This window comes from Marinifilum sp. JC120, assembly GCA_004923195.1.
GTDB lineage: Bacteria > Desulfobacterota > Desulfovibrionia > Desulfovibrionales > Desulfovibrionaceae > Maridesulfovibrio.
Window position 1 is genome coordinate 53,971 of the sequence record RDSB01000001.1, and the last position, 19,209, is coordinate 73,179.

At 44.5% G+C, this 19,209-nt stretch carries 19 protein-coding genes and 1 other RNA gene; 16 read left to right on the forward strand and 4 right to left on the reverse strand.

What is annotated here, in order from left to right; genetic code table 11:
* The first annotated feature begins 9 nt into the window (after window positions 1-9).
* Window positions 10-423: a hypothetical protein gene (locus D0S45_00290; GenBank protein TIH20262.1), complete on the forward strand. Its 414-nt coding sequence runs from the start codon at window positions 10-12 to the stop codon at window positions 421-423.
* A gap of 9 nt (window positions 424-432) precedes the next feature.
* Here the strand turns inward: D0S45_00290 and D0S45_00295 are convergent, their stop codons facing one another.
* Window positions 433-1,212, reverse strand: coding sequence for an ABC transporter substrate-binding protein (locus D0S45_00295; protein ID TIH19815.1), 780 nt, complete (start codon window positions 1,210-1,212; stop codon window positions 433-435).
* Between the two features lie 243 nt (window positions 1,213-1,455).
* Here D0S45_00295 and D0S45_00300 point away from each other — a divergent pair, with 243 nt between their 5' ends.
* The 4 genes from D0S45_00300 to D0S45_00315 all read left to right on the forward strand — a co-directional run bounded on the left by D0S45_00300 (window position 1,456) and on the right by D0S45_00315 (window position 5,974).
* On the forward strand, window positions 1,456-2,841 hold the full coding sequence (locus tag D0S45_00300) for a hypothetical protein (GenBank protein ID TIH19816.1): 1,386 nt from the start codon (window positions 1,456-1,458) through the stop codon (window positions 2,839-2,841).
* A gap of 170 nt (window positions 2,842-3,011) precedes the next feature.
* Window positions 3,012-3,647 carry a hypothetical protein gene (locus D0S45_00305; GenBank protein ID TIH19817.1) on the forward strand — a complete coding sequence of 212 codons (636 nt, stop codon included), beginning with the start codon at window positions 3,012-3,014 and terminating at the stop codon, window positions 3,645-3,647.
* A 33-nt stretch (window positions 3,648-3,680) separates the two neighbouring features.
* Window positions 3,681-4,445 (forward strand): DUF4198 domain-containing protein, encoded by a 765-nt coding sequence (locus D0S45_00310; protein ID TIH19818.1) that lies wholly within the window; start codon window positions 3,681-3,683, stop codon window positions 4,443-4,445.
* 161 nt (window positions 4,446-4,606) lie between these two features.
* Window positions 4,607-5,974 carry a response regulator gene (locus tag D0S45_00315; protein ID TIH19819.1) on the forward strand — a complete coding sequence of 456 codons (1,368 nt, stop codon included), beginning with the start codon at window positions 4,607-4,609 and terminating at the stop codon, window positions 5,972-5,974.
* Window positions 5,975-5,978: 4 nt separating this feature from the next.
* On the opposite strand, the gene D0S45_00320 is transcribed toward D0S45_00315, so the two are convergent.
* Window positions 5,979-6,182, reverse strand: coding sequence for a hypothetical protein (locus tag D0S45_00320; protein ID TIH19820.1), 204 nt, complete (start codon window positions 6,180-6,182; stop codon window positions 5,979-5,981).
* Window positions 6,183-6,312: 130 nt separating this feature from the next.
* On the opposite strand from D0S45_00320, the gene D0S45_00325 reads away from it, so the two are divergent.
* The 11 genes from D0S45_00325 to D0S45_00375 all read left to right on the forward strand — a co-directional run bounded on the left by D0S45_00325 (window position 6,313) and on the right by D0S45_00375 (window position 14,655).
* Window positions 6,313-6,636 (forward strand): hypothetical protein, encoded by a 324-nt coding sequence (locus tag D0S45_00325; GenBank protein TIH19821.1) that lies wholly within the window; start codon window positions 6,313-6,315, stop codon window positions 6,634-6,636.
* Between the two features lie 158 nt (window positions 6,637-6,794).
* Window positions 6,795-7,155: a transfer-messenger RNA gene (gene ssrA, locus D0S45_00330) on the forward strand.
* 203 nt (window positions 7,156-7,358) lie between these two features.
* Entirely contained in the window at window positions 7,359-8,558 is a 1,200-nt protein-coding gene (locus D0S45_00335) for a DUF4102 domain-containing protein (protein TIH19822.1), read from the forward strand.
* A 14-nt stretch (window positions 8,559-8,572) separates the two neighbouring features.
* Complete coding sequence (locus D0S45_00340; GenBank protein ID TIH19823.1) at window positions 8,573-9,229, forward strand: hypothetical protein; 657 nt, start codon at window positions 8,573-8,575, stop codon at window positions 9,227-9,229.
* A gap of 147 nt (window positions 9,230-9,376) precedes the next feature.
* Complete coding sequence (locus D0S45_00345) at window positions 9,377-9,601, forward strand: AlpA family phage regulatory protein (protein ID TIH19824.1); 225 nt, start codon at window positions 9,377-9,379, stop codon at window positions 9,599-9,601.
* A complete protein-coding gene (locus D0S45_00350; protein ID TIH19825.1) occupies window positions 9,573-11,222 on the forward strand; it encodes a DUF3987 domain-containing protein in 1,650 nt (549 codons plus the stop codon). Before D0S45_00345 ends, D0S45_00350 begins: the two co-directional genes overlap by 29 nt.
* Before the next feature lie 267 nt (window positions 11,223-11,489).
* The gene (gene mobC, locus D0S45_00355) at window positions 11,490-11,795 is read left to right on the forward strand and encodes a plasmid mobilization relaxosome protein MobC (protein ID TIH19826.1); all 306 of its coding nucleotides are present in this window, start codon (window positions 11,490-11,492) and stop codon (window positions 11,793-11,795) included.
* Entirely contained in the window at window positions 11,786-13,306 is a 1,521-nt protein-coding gene (locus tag D0S45_00360; protein ID TIH19827.1) for a hypothetical protein, read from the forward strand. Before mobC ends, D0S45_00360 begins: the two co-directional genes overlap by 10 nt.
* Before the next feature lie 12 nt (window positions 13,307-13,318).
* Complete coding sequence (locus D0S45_00365) at window positions 13,319-14,071, forward strand: ankyrin repeat domain-containing protein (GenBank protein TIH19828.1); 753 nt, start codon at window positions 13,319-13,321, stop codon at window positions 14,069-14,071.
* A gap of 73 nt (window positions 14,072-14,144) precedes the next feature.
* Window positions 14,145-14,390 (forward strand): ribbon-helix-helix protein, CopG family, encoded by a 246-nt coding sequence (locus D0S45_00370; protein ID TIH19829.1) that lies wholly within the window; start codon window positions 14,145-14,147, stop codon window positions 14,388-14,390.
* Window position 14,391: 1 nt separating this feature from the next.
* Window positions 14,392-14,655 carry a type II toxin-antitoxin system RelE/ParE family toxin gene (locus D0S45_00375; GenBank protein ID TIH20263.1) on the forward strand — a complete coding sequence of 88 codons (264 nt, stop codon included), beginning with the start codon at window positions 14,392-14,394 and terminating at the stop codon, window positions 14,653-14,655.
* A 4-nt stretch (window positions 14,656-14,659) separates the two neighbouring features.
* Here the strand turns inward: D0S45_00375 and D0S45_00380 are convergent, their stop codons facing one another.
* A complete protein-coding gene (locus D0S45_00380) occupies window positions 14,660-17,884 on the reverse strand; it encodes a hypothetical protein (GenBank protein TIH19830.1) in 3,225 nt (1,074 codons plus the stop codon).
* Window positions 17,885-17,981: 97 nt separating this feature from the next.
* On the reverse strand, window positions 17,982-19,091 hold the full coding sequence (locus D0S45_00385) for a Fic family protein (protein ID TIH19831.1): 1,110 nt from the start codon (window positions 19,089-19,091) through the stop codon (window positions 17,982-17,984).
* Between the last annotated feature and the right edge of the window lie 118 nt (window positions 19,092-19,209).

Consider the following 19,209-nt stretch of genomic DNA (forward strand, 5'->3'; position numbering starts at 1 on the left):
ATTAAAATTATAAATAAAAATATTATCTTTATGATTCTGGCTATGCTGTTGCTGGCTTGCCCTGCTTGTGCGAAAAAACCGGTTCTTTACCCCAATGAGCAATACAAAAAGGCAGGAGAAACAAAAGTTTCCGAAGACATTGAATATTGCATGGAATTTGCGGAAAAAAGTGTCGGCAAAGAATCCAAAGGGAAGACTTCAGTCAAAACCGGCGTAAAGGGAGGCCTAATCGGCGGAGCAGTTGGTCTGGGCATTGGAATTGTTACCGGGAGTCCCGGCTCATCAGCTTTGGCCGGAGCGGCCGGTGGTGCTGCCGGAGGAGCAGTTGGTGGGGCAATTCAAGACAATGAAGATCCTCTATACAAAAAATTTGTGGAACGCTGCCTACGAGAAAAGGGATACGAAACAATGGGCTGGAAATAATTTCGGCCCTTAAAATCCATCATGTACAGGTATATATTTAATCATTATTTTTCTGTACTCACCTTCACTCTTCATCTTTTTCAGCTCCTCACTAACCAGTTCAAATGCCTTAGATTTTTTCTTCCGGGAAAAAGCCAAGTATGTGTCCGACTGAGAATAAGTCAGTGGCAATCCTGTTGCCGGATCGAGTATTGCTTCAATTTTATCAAGCAAATTATGATCATTTAAAAAGTTCAATGCTGGATAATAATCTGCAAAAAAGAAATCAATCCTGCCCAAAAGCAATTTTTTCACGTTAAGATCAATATTGGGAACTTCTTCAATCCGCTTGAATAAATTATTTTTCAAAGCCTTAGCTACGGTTTCCCCGTAATAAAACCCCCTCCCCACGCCGCCGACATACTGCTTCCCCCCTGCGAATTCAGGTGAAAAGAAAGTATTAGAACCGACAAGACGCAAAGCTACAACTTTTTCTGTAATCAAAACTGTATCAGGATATTTGAGGAATTCATTACGTTTTTTATTATATCCGGCGTTGAAAACTGCATCAGCCGTCCCCTTCTCCACCATGGTCATTGCTCTTTTCCAAGGGAGAATAAGCACTTGCGGAGTATATCCGGCCCTTTCTACCGCTTTAGAAACAATTTCCACCAGAAAACCAGTAGGTTTGCCATTATCCATATATGTCTGGGGAGGAGTATCCAATGTAACTAGAATCAAATTTTTCGCGTAAAGAGCGGACGGAAACAATAAAACAAAAACAATAATCCATAAGCAAAACCTAAACACAGTGGGCCCAACCTCCGTTAAATTTCAACTATATATTAACAGCAAAACCAATTGACAACAATCAAATCATTATCTGCATTGATAATCATCTGGGAATGATTCATAAAAATTCAAAGATGGTATAGTATAATTTAAATGCCTAACACCAGAAAGTTATAAAATAATCAGTTCCGGTGTTAAGTTTATCCTGTTAATGCCGATCATTTTTGTAATAAGACTTTAACCATAAAAAATGGCTGAATTATGCTGAGATTATTGACCATACTTATAACTCTCCTCCTACTCCCCGCGTTGGTCTATGCCTGGCCGGGAAAAATAGTTGCAGTGGAAGGAGTTACAACATTTGTAGTACTCAAGGATGGTCAAACCCCTGTTAAGGTCAACATTGCCGGGGTTAAGCCTATTCCGGGCATGGACCCCGCAAAGGCACGTCTGGAAAGCAGCAACCTCTTACTCATGCGCGATGTCGAAGTCAGGGAACTGAGCAAGAATGATGATGGAACAATCATCGGCGACATCTCTGTTAACGGTAAGTCCTTGTCCAAAGAACTCCTGGATGAAGGGATTGTGAAAAGTTCTGCTCAGGCAGCTCCTGCGATTGATACCAGTCCGGTAGAAATCCCCAAAGAAATAACCGAGCCATCAACTCCCCCGGAAAGTATCCCTGCTCCGCAAACTGCAACGCCCCCCACAGCTGATGCAGAGGCGGCAAAGATCGCTAATGAACTTTTTCCGGAAGCCCCCGCGCAAGCACCCACACAGGCTCCCCAAATGGCTGCACAGCAACCTGCACAACAGGCTAAGCCACAGCATCAGCAGATTCGCTATGTTCAGGTCTACCAGCCGCCGCAACAACAATTAGGACTTTGGCCCGGACGCCCGGCACCAGCGATTACGCCTCAACCTGTTCAGCAGGTATTTCACACACAACAACCTGGATTGCAGTCCACACAGACCCCGGTTCCGGTTGCACAGCAAATACAGAATCCCGGTGATGCAGCAAAGCGCGACTATGAACTGGCCGTGAGAGTACAAAAAAGAGCTAAGCGCACCAAGAATAAAGGATTTTTCGTTCCAAAGAAAAGATCAGAAACTTTTGTAGGAGTTTCCGGCGGAGTACAGGGAGCCATGAAATCAAAAAATGAAGCTCCCTATTCATCCTTCGGAGGAGTGGGAGGACTTTCCGCGCGACATTTTTATCCTTCAGGTTTTGGTCTCGGCGGTGATTTTTTTATGAGCAGCTCGTCTGGGACTTCAGGCACATACGGTGGAAGCTCCTACGCAAACGGGACAGTAGCAACAAACGGTACCGACTACGATTACAAAAACAAAAACTTTACTACGTATACATTTACCGGATCACTGCTATACCGCTTCTACACTGACCGAAATTTCACACCGTATGTGGCTGCCCATGCTGGATACTCTGTATTTGATTACCCGAATAACATATTCGAGATGTCAGACGGTGCTCCGGTTGCCGGTGGTGGAGCAGGTTTTCTATATGAGTTCGATTCCGGTTTCACCATTGGTCTTGATACCCGTTATCTAAAAACTATCGGTGGCAAGAAGGATGATCCAAGCGGATTTTTCGATACGCTATTCAACGTAGGTTACACCTTCGACTGACCATTGATCATTTCCGTAGATAAATACGTCCAAGCCCTTAACTTATATAAAGTTAAGGGCTATTTTTATTTCATTATTGACTTGTTAAAGCTAGAGTTGTACTACAATTTGCAAAAGAGTAGCACTAAATAAACATCCATTTTGAGAACTACCCTCAAAAGGAGAAAATAATGCCAATAAAATACCTTTCCAGACTAATAGCCGTGATGGTCCTTCTTACTCTTGCAAGTACACCTGCATTTGCCCACAGGGTAAGTCTATTTGCATACATTGAAGGAGACACGGTCTATACCGAAAGCTATTTCAGCAAGAAAAGAAAAGTTCACAAAGGTAAACTTGAAGTTTTCAGCACCAAAACAGGAGAAGAGATTCTTAAAGGCGTTACTGACAATAATGGTAACTTTAATTTTCCTATCCCTGATTCAATCAAAATGAACAGGAGCGGCCTACTGATCAACCTTTACGCATCAGAGGGACACAGAGCAGTCTGGACTCTAAGTGCAGACGAAATATTCCCAGACACAACAGAAACAAATGCACCTGCATCCCCCGCCCCCTCTTCTGTCAAAGAACCTGAAATGACTACCGCCACTTATGCGACAGGCACACCACCAGAAGCTTCATCACAAGAAATAGCAGAACTCACTACGCAGGTAAAAAATCTCACAAACAAAGTCGAGACCTTGAAACGACTGATCATCACTCAGCAGGAGAAAGGTCCCGGCGTGAATGAAATATTTTCGGGGATCGGATACATCCTCGGCCTTTTCGGAGTTGCCGCTTTCTTTCTTTCACGGAAGAAGTAGTTTTTTCACCACCTTATTAAACGGAGTGATTTCATGCGAAAACAGATTGTTCCCCTTCTGACCATCTTGTTGATTCTGGCCTTCAGCAGTTCCGCATTTGCACATTTTGGAATGTTAATCCCTGAAAAGTCAATAATCACTCCGGAGAAAAAGAAAACTGAGGTACAGCTATCTTTTTCACATCCGTTTGAACTGGTTGGGATGGATCTGGTTAAGCCCAAAAAATTCAGCGTCTTTTATGATGGAAAAGAGACCGATCTTCTCTCTTCACTGAAGAAAACTAGAATCATGGGGCATGATTCCTTTAAGACAGAATACAAAGTCAAACGCCCCGGCATGTATACATTCTACATGGAACCTGTGCCCTACCCCGAGCCTGCCGAAGATAATTACATTATTCACTACACCAAGACCGTAGTCTCCGCCTTCAATGAAGGAGAAGAATGGAATAAACCACTTGGCGTTAAGACTGAAATCGTCCCCCTGACTCGCCCATGGGGTAATTATGCTGGCAATGTTTTTCAGGGAATTGTCCTGCTGGACGGTAAGCCGGCTCCTTTTACTCGTGTTGAAGTAGAATTTTATAATAAAGACGGAAAGCTGGAAGCACCTTATGAGTGTATGGTCACTCAGGAAGTGCTTTGCGATGAAAACGGAGTTTTCACCTTTGCCTGTCCGAAGGCCGGATGGTGGGGGTTTGCAGCTTTGAATGATGCAGATTATAAAATCAAAGGAAAAGATGTCGAGCTAGGTGCGGTACTCTGGATTGAAATGGTTCCTTTTAAAACAAGTAAATAAGCACCTTGTGAAGCCTTAGGCAGACTATTCAGAAGGCCGGGAGTGCTATCTTCCGGCCTTTACTTTTATCTTCAAGCTAACTATGACTTATTTGAAATAATTATCTAGCGTCCACAATAGGACGTTTTCATCTGCAATGCTTAACAATTAATGGAGTTGGAATGCTTAACCCACAAGTTTTGGTTGTCGACGACAGCAAAACTATCCGCACTGTCATCAGTTCGGAACTAAAAAAGCATTCCATAGATGTAACCGAAGCTATTAACGGCTCTCAGGGATTGGACTATACCCGCAATCATCACTACGATCTGGTAATAACTGACATTACCATGCCCGGCATGGACGGTTATCAACTCTGCACTGAAATCAAGAGAAATCCAGATACCCAATCCACCCCGGTAATAATACTCTCCAGCAACGAAAGACATGAACATATCGAAAGAGGCTTCGAAGTCGGAGCTGCCGCATATGTAACCAAAAATAAAGCCCGGAAAGACCTGCTCCCATACATTAAAGAAATTCTGGACCGGGCTAAGCTGCTCCGTGACAAACTGGTCCTTGTTGTTGACGACTCCAAATACATTTTAAATGTAGTAAAAACTGGCCTTACCTCAGCAGGGTTTAAAGTTATCACTGCCCGTAACGGCTTTGAGGCCTTTGAAATTGCGAGTGAAATTACACCTCATCTAATCCTTTCAGATATCAACATGCCGGTTATGGACGGTATCAAGCTTTGCGAAAAAGTTCAGAATCACCCAGCACTATCCCATATTCCGTTTGTAATAATGAGCTCCGGTGCTGACCGCAGGACCATGCGCGAATTACTACATAAAGGCGCGGCTGCCTTTCTGGTCAAACCTTTTAATATCGACCAGTTGGTAATTACCGCCGAAAAGTTACTCAGCGACCATTTTCAAATTATCCTACAGCAGCGAGAAAATTTCAAGAAAGAACGCACCTTGCTCATGGGCAGTATCACCAGCCTTATTCAGGCTTTGGAAGCACGAGACTCCTATACCAAAGGTCATTCGGACACAGTTTCAAACCTGTCAGTAAAAATCGCTAAAAAATTATCCCTGAGCGATTTTGATCAGGAGAGAATAGAATTTGCGGCAAGGTTGCACGACCTTGGAAAAATCGGCATCCGCGATGATATTTTACTGAAAAACGGGCCGCTAAGTGAGGATGAATTTGCCAAGATTAAAGAGCACCCCGTATTAGGGGCAGAGATCCTGCGCCCTATCCCAAGTATGGAAGACATTATACCTGCGGTGCTGCATCATCATGAGAAAATGAATGGACAGGGCTATCCGCATGGTCTGAGCGGTAATGAAATTCCGCTATGGGCAAGAATCATATCCATCGCCGATGTGTATGATGCCCTGACTACGGACCGCCCGTACAAGGATGCATTCACACATCAAGACACCATGGAATTCATTGAAGATAAGTCAAATCACGAACTTTGCCCGGAATGTGCTAGAGCTTTTCAGGCTGTCATGCTGGAAAATGACAGCCTGTTGTACTAAAACTTTAGGCAGGATTAAGCTGGTCCAAGCCTGAAACTTCCCACGCTTTTTCTTTTTCTACCTCTTCTCCGCCATCAAGAATCGTTTTCTGCATTTCTCCGTCTACATCCGCGCTCTCTTCCACGCCCATTTTAAAAATCAATTTCTGATTGGTATCGTAGATGTAAGCGGCCTCGTCATAAATATAAAACTTAAAAGGATTCTGCATAGTTCCTCCATTAAATTATTGTTTGCAAACACAGAGCTTTTACCACTTTGCGCAATGACAAGAAAGGGTTAATATTATAAGAATTCAAAATACAAACCGCATTTCAACAAAAAAACAACTGGGTAGAACTATGAAACTCTTCACCGCTCCCAAAGTTCTTTTTACAGCTTTCTTGTTTGCAATTACCTTAAATTCAACAGTATTTGCTGAGACCTTAACCTATAAATGTAACCAAGGCCCTGCATGTATTGACGAAAGGGTCAATTTCGGAACAGCAGAAATAAAATGTACCGATGTTAATGGAGACGTGCTCTCCGATTGGGTCTGTGAATATGAACTTGAATACTCCTGCACAAACCAATTAACCGGAGAAGTCCGCAAAGGCGGATTCAATCCTATGGCAACCTCGCTCTGCTCCAAACTCTGCGGACCGTGCAAGGAAGGTTGGAAATAATTTAAATTAGTGGTTCCGCAACCCTTGCCAAGCACACGGCAATGTTATAGATAACATCTCTTCACCTAAAGGGGCTTCAGAATTTCTTTTTCTTGTAGCCTCTTGCATCATATTCCTGCGTGTATACTATATAAGTAGGAAGTGTTCTTTGAAAAAATGGGGGCGCACTGGTTTCGACGGGGGTGAATGAAGCCAAGGTTGCAGGTCGTGGCGCCGCTGGCCACGTAAAAAGCGGCACAATCATAATTGCAAACGACAATTACGATTACGCAATGGCAGCTTAATTAAGCTTGCCATGTCATAGCTTTGATGTCTGATATTAGCTTTGACAACAAACCCCATCAGGCTGGCTATTCTTCCGTTGCACGTCCGGAAGGAGGCGAGAACCTAGCACGCGCTGGCTCATTTGTTGCCTGTTCAGGGGCGTTCATTTGGGCGAGAAACAATACTTGAACTAAACCTGTAGACATCTTGGTGGAGCATTCTCGGACGGGAGTTCGATTCTCCCCGCCTCCACCATTTCATTGATTTCATACTGTCCCATACAGTTTCACAAAGAACGTTAAACCCTTGTTATTCATACGAATAGCAAGGGTTTTTTCGTTTCTTCTACGTTCGTTATAGTTCGCTTAACCCCGTTGACATCCGGGGTATGATGTGGGTAGACGGTCGAGTATATCAAGAACACTCACTCAATCTACCCGCAAAAAGGAGGAACCAGCATGGCTCTTACCGTAAAGCAGATTCAAGCCGCAAAACCCAAAAAGAAATTGTACCGCCTTGGAGATTCAAACGGGCTGTGTCTTGAAGTCACCCCCTCGGGCACAAAGTTATGGAGATACCGGTATCGTTTTAACGGCAAAGAAAAAATGATGGCCATAGGCTCATTCCCTGCGACTAGCCTCAAAGAAGCACGAGATAAACGAGATGAGCAACGAAAAATTCTAGAACGTGGTATCAACCCCTCCGAATACAAAAAAGACCAGCAAGCCACGATAAGTGGAGAAAACGAGTTTGAATCAATTGCCCGCGAATGGCACACCAAATTCAAAAACACTTGGACCGCAGGACACGCCCAAACAGTTATCAGACGTCTTGAACTAAATTGTTTCCCTTGGATCGGCAAAATGGTTGTCAGTGAGATTGAACCGCCGGATATCTTAAAAGTCCTCAGAAGAATTGAAAGCCGGGGTGCGCTTGAAACCGCCCACCGTGTACGCAGTATTCTCGGTCAGGTTTTACGTTATGCCGTAGCCACCGGCCGCGCCACCCGTGATGCTACTTCAGATCTTAAAGGTGCTCTTCCGCCAGTAAAGCACAAACACATGGCGTCAATCACTGACCCTAAACAAATCGGCCCCCTACTCAACAGCATTGATGAATATGAAGGCAGACACATAACCAAGTGCGCTTTGCAACTGGCTCCGTTAGTTTTCATCCGCCCCGGAGAACTGAGACATGGTCTATGGAGTGAGATTGACCTCGAAGCTGCTGAATGGCGAATCCCTGCGGGTAAAATGAAAGCCCGTCGCCCACATATCGTTCCATTATCCCGGCAAGCCTTAGAAATTTTATATGAACTAAAACCGCTGACCGGTGATGGTGAGTTTCTATTTCCAAGTGTACGCAGCAAGCTAACGCCCATGAGTGAAAACACTGTCAACGGAGCGTTGCGCCGCCTTGGCTACACCAAAGAAGAACTCACAGGACACGGTTTCCGCTCCATGGCGTCAACAAACCTCAATGAAAATGGCTGGCGTCCAGACGTGATTGAAAGACAACTTGCTCACGTTGAGGGAAATAGCGTGCGCGCAGCATACAACCATGCCGACTATCTGCCGGAACGGCGCAAGATGATGCAATGGTGGGCTGATTATTTAGATGCTTTGAAGAATGAAGAGAAAATACCAGAGATCAATTAAAACTGGAGGTTAGTATGAGATCATTTTTAGAGTTAATTGATAAAAAAGAAGATATTGCAAAAGACATTTTTCCAATTTTCATGCTGTATACAGCAATTGGAGTATCATTTTTACCCATTGGTGAAGAACTATTTTTCGTATGGTTTATCCGAATCGCAATGCTGGCAGCAATATTTATCTGCTACGCGATAGTAATCATCAGAAACCATAAAAAGATATCAGATTTGGAAAATGAACTGGAAGTTCTTTCTAGTACTAAAAAATTTATTCTTAGCGAACTTCATGATGCCCAACAGAATACGAAAGAAAACACAGTGGAAGATCTGGAACAGACTTTAGTTCTTAAGGAAAAGATTAAATCCTTAGAAACACAACTCGCCGAACAAGAAGACATCATAAGCAAAAATAAATGGAAAAAATGGTTTATCCCTGCATGCACTGCTATGGGGGATATTATTCGTGAGAACACAGTTAATTCAAGCCATCCTATCATAATCGAAAAAGAACAATTTTTTTCCAGAGTGATATCGCACTATCCAAATTTCCATGAAATTAAAAACGTAAAAGGAGAACCTTTTGGTTCAGCTTTAAGAGAGTCATGGAAATGTGTTCCGGTCACGGTTAAAGATATGACAGGAGGCTCAGGAAGGGGTAAAAAAGCCTCGAAATAGATATTTAAGACTCAAATTCTTTAAAAATTAAAACCATAAAAACAAGTGCTTATATTTTCTTAACCCCATTTACCCCTTCAACCCGTCTAGAAAACAAATCCGGTTCTTGTAGGCTTTCCTCAAACGTCAAAAAACGGAGGAAAGCTTATGAGAACCGAATCAAACCAGACTTCATACCACCTGCCTAATACGGGCTTTGTGAGACTTGTAGATGTCCTGAAAGTCATCCCGGTATCTAAAACAACTTGGTGGAAAGGCATTCAGACCGGCAGATTCCCGAAGCCAGTCAAACTCACTGAGCGCACAACAGCATGGCGTGTTTGTGATATTCGCAGACTGATTGATGAACTTCCAAATCAGAGCGAAGCCTAACATGTCTAATATGGCGTCCATGGCTTTTGAGGGGAGTAACCTGCTCCCCTCGCCAACCTCTTTCCCGCAAGGAGTTCTTCCGGCCAGTGTTGAAGACTCGCTATCTGTAGCGGCTTCAGCCTTTACGGTTCCTTTTGCCGTTCCTGCCGTAACCTTTCTTGCTGTAATCGGCGCAGCAGTAGGACGAACAAGAGGCCTTGAAGTTAAACCGAGCTGGATCACGCACCCGAATCTCTATTGGGGACTGGTGGCGCGGTCGGGCATGGGTAAAAGTCCATGCTCAAATGCCATATTAAAACCAATTCATGCGCAAGAGAATGCTGCATTTAAAGAGCATAAGCGAGAGTTAGAAGCATACGAGCTGGAATTAAGGGAATGGCAAAGCTCTTTTGCTCGCGCTCAACGCAAAAACGACACACTTCCAGACAAGCCCATCTACCCTACTTGGGAACAAATTTACGTTGAGGACAGTACCACGCAGGCCGTGGGATCAATTCTGTCCAATAATCCCCGTGGCATTCTCTGGTACCGTGATGAACTTTCCGGCCTGCTGGCCGATCTAGGCCGCTATGACAACAAAGGCAGTGACGGAGGCGACAAAGCTCGTCTGCTTTCCGCATACGATTGTGGCGCATGGAAAGTATCTCGCAGCACTAAGGACGCCCTTCATATACCGCACGCCTGCGTTTCTATCTTCGGGACAGTCCAGCCGGATCTGCTTCCATCACTCTTCAAGCATAAGGATACTGTTTCCGGCTTTCTGCCCCGCTTCCTTTTCATTCGTTGTGAGCAAGAAGCTCCGCCCCTATGGACATCCGAAAGTTTTGATGGAGAATCGGCTGACCATATCCATGGTTTCATTCATCAGGCACTGGACTTAAATTTTGGCCAGGAGAACTCCCCTGAAATAATAAAGCTATCCGATGCAGGCAAACACAAAGTCAAAGACTGGTACGACAATCAGGTTCTGTCTCACTGGTATCAACCGGAGCTTGAACAATTCGAATCTCTTGCACCTAAGTTACGCGGTGCTTTCTTCAAAATCTGCCTTATTATTCACATGTTGGACTGCTGGAGCACTGGCAAATCTGAGATGAGTCCTGTTCATCATGAATCAATTCAGCGAACCATTGTTTTGATGGAATGGCTTCAGGAACAGCAACGACAAGTCTGGACCTTACTTTCTGCCGGAAACAAATTTCAGGAAGCTTCAGCCATTGAACGGAGAGTTGCAAAAGCCATTGTTAAGCTTTCTGTTAGCCTAGAAAAATCATTTTTGCCTACTTCAAAAATCGTTGATTTTCTCAACAAAGATTTAGCTCCAGCATTTCACATCACATCAGGTGCAGTTGGCAAAACCTATAAGAAATTAGGCATCGAATCGAGCCGCACAAATAAGATAAGAGGGGCTGAAATATCGCCTGAAATTATCCAAGCTCTTTCTAAGCACTTCCCACCTGAAAAATCCGTCACAACCGTCACAAGTGTCACTGACACAGTTAAAAGTAAGGAATTTCAAGATGATAACAGAGTGACACATAAGGTGACACCAATTTTCAACCCGTCACCAAGTGTCACCGATAAAAATGTGCATAAAATCAGCAATCTACAACAGGAGTGACGGATGTGACACTTGTGACACCACATTTAGGGTTAATAACTCATATTGATAAAAGTGCTCTCACATTTCTCCATGGAGTTAAACCTGCGACCCAATTTCGCGCCAGCACGATAGACCAAGATTCGTACATAGTAATGTGCTGTAGCTGTCCAAGCCAGTTTACCCAATGTTGCACACTGGGAACTGGCGAGGGAGATTCTCTCCCTTCGATCCCACGTAAGATTAAGAGCCGTGCAAGCACTCCACTCTCTGCGAGGTTTGGACTCCATGAAGAATAATGAAGAGAAACGCACCGAGTTCGTGAACACACGTGTCACTCCTTCGGAAAAGAAAATACTCAAGCTTCAGGCTGAAGCCGAAGACATGAGTCTAGGCGATTATGTGCGCGAAAAACTGAATAGCCCACGAGTCAGGAAAACAAAAGCAGAAAGACAAAAAGTCATCCACTTGGCCCGCATCGGCAACAACATGAACCAACTAGCTCGCTGGGCAAATACTTATAAGAAAAATGCTGAAGCGGCACAGATGGTTCTAGCTCTCCTCGAAATCAAGGAGCAGCTCAAATGCTTATGAAAGTGTTCCGGCACGGAGTCGGGCGCGGGGCAAAGGTCGTCGAATATGTGACGGGTAAGAAGGACTCTAAGAGGAAGGAAAATCCACCAGAAGTACTGCGCGGAGATCCTGATTCAATCTCAGACCTTATCGATACCACTACCCGCAAATGGCGATACACTTCCGGCGTTCTTTCATGGGCTCCGGAGGACACAGTCACGCCTGAAGACGAAAGAAAGCTCATGGACAGCTTTGAATCATACGCTTTTGCAGGGCTTGAACCGGACCAATATTCAATCCTTTGGGTGCGTCACAGCCATGCTGGCCATCATGAGATGCATTTTGTAATTCCGCGCACAGAACTACGATCAGACAAAGCTCTTAATCCCTGCCCGCCGGGATGGGAGAAGCAATATAATCCATGGTGTGAACTTCACAATCGTCGTCACAACTGGGCACGCCCTGATGAAATGAAACGCGCAAGGTTGGTCAGTCCGGGCAGCTCAATACAGAGCTATAAGTCCAGCAATGCTTCAGAGGTAAGACGGACCGTAACTGAAGCGATCGTTCAAGGTGTGGAAGCCGGTCTTATTCATAACCGGCAAGACATCGTCAGAACTCTTGAGAAATTCGGCTTTGGTGTACCGCGCCAAGGCAAAGAATACATAACTATTGAACTACCAGAAAACGACAACAGCACTGTTTCCCAGAAACGGAAAAACCGCCGCATCAGGCTAAAAGGAGTACTTTATGCAAAATCATGGACAGCCGAGCAGTTCAAACAACGCGCTGAGCTTAGCCGAGAAAATGAAGGAGCAGATGGAAGAACAAGCGCAAAGTTCCAAGCAGATAATTCAAGAAGGATTGCAGAGCTTGAGAAAAGCGTTTCTAAAATCCGCCAAACACGAGCTGAGTACCATCGAAACCGCTATAAAAACAGAGACCGCAGAACTCTCAAAAATTCAACAAACCTTAATCCGCGACATGCACCGATCCTTGAAGATCCCCGTCGCAGTATCATTAGCGGTGACAATCGTTTGCTGTCTGGTCCTAGTGGGTGGGACTCTATTCTGGATAGATCTTCAGGGAACAACCCTAGCGGAGCTTTCCGAGAAGATAGACAACCAGAGGATAATAGAGAAAAAGCTCGTGAGCTGGGGCGTTACGCCCCTTCTGGACAACAACCGCAGATTCATAGTTCTACCAGCCGGAACAAGCCTGAATCAGAATTGGCAATCAGGAAACCGTCCCGCCATTTTAATCAAGGATTAAGCCATGAACGAATTACAGAAGAGCTTATTGGACGCGCTAAGCCGAATCGAAGAGGAACAAGCACGCCGTCTGGACGAACAAGATCAAAAGATAGCCAAGCTGGAAAAGGAAATACAGGGTTGCCGGGACTTGCAGAACGAATTGGAGCAAGTTTTGAACGAATTGGGAAAATTAGCTCAGCTCTAGTCCAGAAAATTATGAACCCCAGAAGCCGCAAAAAGACTTTAAAAGCTGGAATTAATAAACTATTGAGCAGGTAAAGGAGTCAATAAATGAATCATTACGAAGGGAATATAGAAGATGCGCTCAGCAAGCACGACATTGAAGCCGTATGGGAATGGCTTGAGCATGGCGGCAATCCGCGCCATATCACTGAATACGGAGACTCACTGCTCCATATCGCAGCGTTAAATGATAAGACCGATGCCACAAAGCTGCTGCTTGATGTCGGTGTAGATCCCAATAACCGTAACGCCGAAGATCTCACCCCCATATGCTACGCGAGCAAGGCTGAAACAATTATCATGCTACATGAATACGGCGCATCCTTAACCGTAGAAGATGGCTCTTACGGCCCTCCTCTACACCGTGCGGCCTGCGGTCTGTCCGTGGAAGCAGTAACGACCATGGTCGCTCTTGGTGCTGATATTTATGCCGAACCTTCAGACGGAGGATTACCGGCAATATATAACAGCTTTCTTTCGGATAACTGCAAAGCCATATTGCTAGCGTTCATCTCAATGGGCTTCAGTGTTGACGGCATAGAAGGCCACCCCCTGCTTCACTATGCTTACGGGAGTGAGAGACTTGAAGCGGTCGAGCTACTTCTAAAACTTGGTGCAGATCCTACTCTCAAGGACGAGAACGGTAGAGATTTTGAAGCCTTTAAAGAAATGGTGAAAGAACGCCGAAAGGCAGCTGACAGTCAATCCGTCGAAGCGGGACAAAAAGTTAATCCTTTACTTGAGAAATTGGAAAAGCAACTGGTTGAAACTGCGCGACTGAAGGAAGAACTCAACGATTAAGGCTAAAAAAGCTCTCGATCAGAAAGTTGACTACAATGTATACAATGTCTACATTGTCTAAAAGGAGTTAACTATGAGCACAGTAACCGCACGAGTTTCAGATGAAACCGCATCAAAACTTGAAGCCCTTGCCAAGGCGACGAACCGCAGCAAGTCCTTTCTTGTTGCAAGCGCGCTGGAGCGTTTTCTTGAAGAACAGGCATGGCAGATAGCCCAAACGGTTGAAAGCCTTGAACAGGCCGATAGAGGCGAATTCGCTACAGCATCTGAAGTGGAAGAAGCTTTCGGAAAGTGGGGATTAAAGGTTGAAGCTGACTAGAATCAATTGGACAAAGAACGCAATCAAAGATCTTAATTCTATCCGCCGCTATCTAGCTGAGCAAGCTGACGAAGAAGTCATGGAGTCAGAAGCAAAACGTATATGGGACGGCTGCCAGCGATTGAAACAGTTCCCAGAAAGTGGCCGTCCCGGTCGAGTTCCAATGACACGAGAAGTGATTATCTCACCTTACATTATCCCCTACCGTATTCAGGGTGAAGCTGTGGATATTCTAAATATTTTCCATTCATCTCAGAAGATTTAAAAACCTATTCATTTAGCGATAAAGCAATTTCATTTAAACGCTCTGAAAGAGCCTTACGTTTTTCTGGCAATAGCTTATCAAGATCTATCGAAAGATCTACGCCCTGCTCCTTGTAACTGATGACATTCCCATATTCAGAACAAGAGTCATCCTCACCACAAATTGAAATCACTGCGTATGGTTGAATACTACGACGAATCCCTTTAACTGCTAAAGGGGCGCGTTCTTCAGCATTTACAATATCCCTAACTAAGCCATAAGTCTCCGAGGACATAAGTACTCCGCCGGGATCTGCCTGCCCTTCAAGACGGGCAGCAAGGTTAACTTCCCCACCAATAATAGTATAATCCATCCGTGATTCAGAGCCGAAGTTACCAACGTTGCAATACCCTGTATTAATGCCCACCCGCATTTTAAACGGCTTATCAAAACCCATGCTTTGCCACTCTTTTTCAAGCTGTACCATTCGCTTTTGCATCGCGACTGCCATGCGCACACAAAGCTTAGCATCTTCCTTCACACCTTTGGATTCAGGGTCACCAAAGAACATAAGCATCGCATCACCAATGAACTTATCAATGGTGGCACCATATTCAAGGGCTATAGCGGACATTTCAGTGAAATAAAGATTAAGCAAAGCCGTAAGATCTTCAGGCTGCATGTCATCTGTAGTCTGGGTAAAATCTTTTATATCTGAAAAAAAGACAGTAAGCTTCTTGCGCTCTGTGGATAAGACTACGTCCCGGTTGCCGGAAAATATTGAATCATAAACCTGCGGGGAAAGATACTTCGCAAGCTTTGCAGAGAGACCTTCCAGCATATCATTCTTTTCATCCAATGAACTTAAAGTTTCGGCCAGCTCTGCTTGTGCTTTTTTTCTTTCTGAGATTTCACTACCGAGTTTTCGATTCCACAACACGATCAGACCTATAATTAAAAGCCCACCACAAGTAATAGGCAATGCCCAAGTCATAACCGTATACATATCCAAGCCATGCTCAAACTTCAGGGCCAGCCATTTTCCTTTAAATTCTTCATCCTGCTCATCGGAAATAACGCTCAAAGCCTTATTCAAAATTTCGAGCAACTCAGGCAAATCTTTACGGACAGCCATTGAGAGCGGCATGACATAATCAGTTGCAGCCGCAACTTTTAAATTTGTTATCCCTTTTTGTTCAATAACATAACTACTGGTAGCCAAATCATTAATAAACCAATCGACCTTACCATGCGAGACTGCATTTATTGCATCAGGAACTGTTGAATATAAAACAAGTTCCAATTCTGGATAATCCGATGCCAGGTATTCATGAGCAGCATACCCTTCGACCACTGCTATTTTACCATCAGTAATATCACCCAACTGGCTGATCAGCGACGCTTGTTTGGATGAAAAAATAACTATGGGAAATTCAATATAAGGATCGGTGAAAAGAAGATATTCTTCTCTTGCAGGAGTTCTGGCTACAGAAGACAGAATATCCAAACGCCCTTCTTTAGCGTACTGAAGAACTTCATTCCAATTCAGACCATCTACAGGAGTTATCGCAACTTTAAGCTTATCTTGAATAAAATCGATATATTCTGCAGCTATACCCTGCATTTTGCCATCTTCATCAATGAATTCAAACGGTGCACTTTTCGGGTCTATTCCGAGCTTGAATTGTGGATAAGACTTAAGCCATGTCCACTGTTCCTTGGTGAGTGAAAAGACCTTTTGCTGAAAACCGGATGCATCAAGATAAGTATCTAAAATTGCCTCCTTTTCATCCTTTGTTATGGCATCTAGACCTTTCTGGAGTATACTTTTTAGAATAGGATTATCTTTATCAACAGCGATACGTAGCTGACCGGGCAAGTCTGTACGCCAAAGGCTGACCAGCTTTAAATCTGGCAAAGTAAACTTTTTAATGAGATAGGAGGCTACAACTTGGTTACCGATGTAAGCATCAGCCTTCCCTGTTACAACAGCTTCTAGGGCTTCCTGCGTAGTCTTGACCAGCAACATTTTGATATCAGGACGATCAGTGGGTAAATTTCTTGCTATAGCGTAGCCTTCTTCCAAAGCTACTGTCTTTCCGGATAAATCATCAGGCGAAAAAATATCTTCACGATCCGCTGTGGTAAATATAGCGGAATAATATTCTATATATGGCTTGGTGAAAATGAAATCCCTGAGACGCTTCGGAGTCTCATTCAATCCCGGCGCGGCATCCAGCTTTCCTGTTTTCAATTTTTCCATATGAGCTTGCCAATTGGTATCAAATACAGGATTTATATCGAGCCCGACTTTACCGGCAGCAATACGGATAAAATCCGCAGCAATACCGGCATAAGAGTCATCGTCCTGCTTCATTTCAAATGGCGGCCAATTCGGGGTTGAAGTCAGTGAAAGCGAAGGGTTTTGTTGAATATATTTCTTTTCTTCGGCGGTTAAGACTATTTCGGCCCCGGCTTTATTCTTCTGATAAAAACGGTCTCCAGAGCTCTTGATCCAGCGCTTATCAATTGCAGCAAGCTTAGACTGATTAATATCTCGGAAGCCTTTATTGATTTGTTTTACTAAATCAGTATTCCCTTTAAGTACGCCAGCATGAACGGTATTGGCTGTGGTTGAATCCGGGATACGAACAACAAGCCCCTCGCATCCTAGTCTGGTCAAAATCCTTGAAACAGTAGTCACTTCATCAAAAACAACATCAATTTTACCCGCAAGTAACTCTTTTACTATCTCATCATGATCAAGATATTCATGAATCAGAATATCATTAAAATTTTTCTTCAAATAATCAGCTTGATAAGTGCCTGCGACAACGCCGAACTTCTTACCGTCCAACCTACCCATTGAAAGTGGTTTGGAATCTGTCCGCTGATAAAACGCGCTGTTAATTGAATGCAAGGTATCGGAAAAATCCAGCCATGATGCACGCTGATCATTCTTAAATAAACCGGAATGAACATCTGCCTTGCCAGACTTAACCATATCCAAAGTTTCATCCCAAGTCCCTGCTGAAAAAGTGACTTCTGTACCTGTCTGCTTACTCCATAAATCCCACATTTCAACCAGAATCCCCGCCGGATCACCAGCAGGTGTAAAAAGAGACATAGGAGCATAGTTACTATCAATGGCAACTACGATCCTATCTTTAGCCTGAGCTTGCTGGAAACTAAACACGAGAGTGAAAACAGATACAAATATAAGGAATCGACATTGGTATGAAATAGACATAACCGCCCCGCATAAAGTGAAATTATAACATTATCACTGTAGCCTTACGTCTTTTTGCACACCGCGGCAAGAAGGGTATATTACTTATCGATAAAAATTAGTTTTTTTCACTCAACCGATAACTAGTACTCCGCCCGCCTCCGGGGTTCTGCACCAGTATTCCGCGCTCCTTCAGATCCTTGATGTCACGCAGGGCTGTATCAGTGGAGCACTTAGCCAGCTTAGCGTATTTGGATGAGTTCATGTAGCCCTTGAAATTTTCGTCTAGCATACGCCCTAGTACGAGCTGTTGACGTTCATTAATCGGCGATTGTTGGGAGATCCGTTCCCACAGGCTGGCTTTATGGAGTACATGGCTCAGTGTGGATTCGGCATTGATCAGGGCTTCTTTCAGGCAATCCAGAAACCACTCCAGCCATTTGGTAATTTCCGGTGTGCCGCGCTGCTGCCGCTCCAGATGGGAGTAGTAATCCTTGCGCTTCAATTCAATTTGCGTGGACATGCTGTAATACCGCTCCGCCGCGCCATCTGCACGGGCCAAGGCCATATCAGCAATTGTACGCGCAATACGTCCGTTGCCGTCTTCAAAGGGGTGGATGGTAACAAACCACAGGTGAGCTATTCCGGCACGCAGAACCGGATCAGTATCATCTTCGCTCTCGAACCATTCCAAAAATTTTACCATCTCATCTTCAAGGCGGTCAGCATCCGGTGCTTCGAAATGGACTTTCTCGCGTCCCATTGGTCCGGAGATAACCTGCATGGCTCCAACTTCCGCAGGACGCCAGTCTGCAACGGTTATCCGTTTGATACCGCTACGCCCTGTCGGGAATAGAGCCGCGTGCCAGTCGCAGAGCCGATCTTTGGTCAACGGCTCCGCATATCGCTGCGTGGCGTCGAGCATCATTTCAACTATGCCGTCCACATCACGCCCTGCCGGTTTCAGTCCGGCAATGTCAATTCCCAGACGTTGGGCAATAGAGGACCGAACCTCCTCTGGATTGAGGAGTTCTCCTTCTATGGCTGATGAATGAACTATGTCATTGGTAAGAGTCTTCAGCCCCGCCTCATTTCTCAGATCAAAGCCCAGATTCCCAATCTTACCCAACAACACGCCCTGCCGATGGCGGACGTCTGCCAGTTTGGAAATGAGCTTTTCAGCGTTCCATGAGAAGTTCGGCCAGTCTTGATGTTCGTGTATCCACATTGCTTTTGCCCTTGTTTGCGGTGAATGCGGGTGTTATTCGCCGCAGGTTTTGCGGTGATTGTAGAAAGTATTTGGGGCAATGGCAAATGAAAGTACCCAAAAAGTGCGAATACAGAAG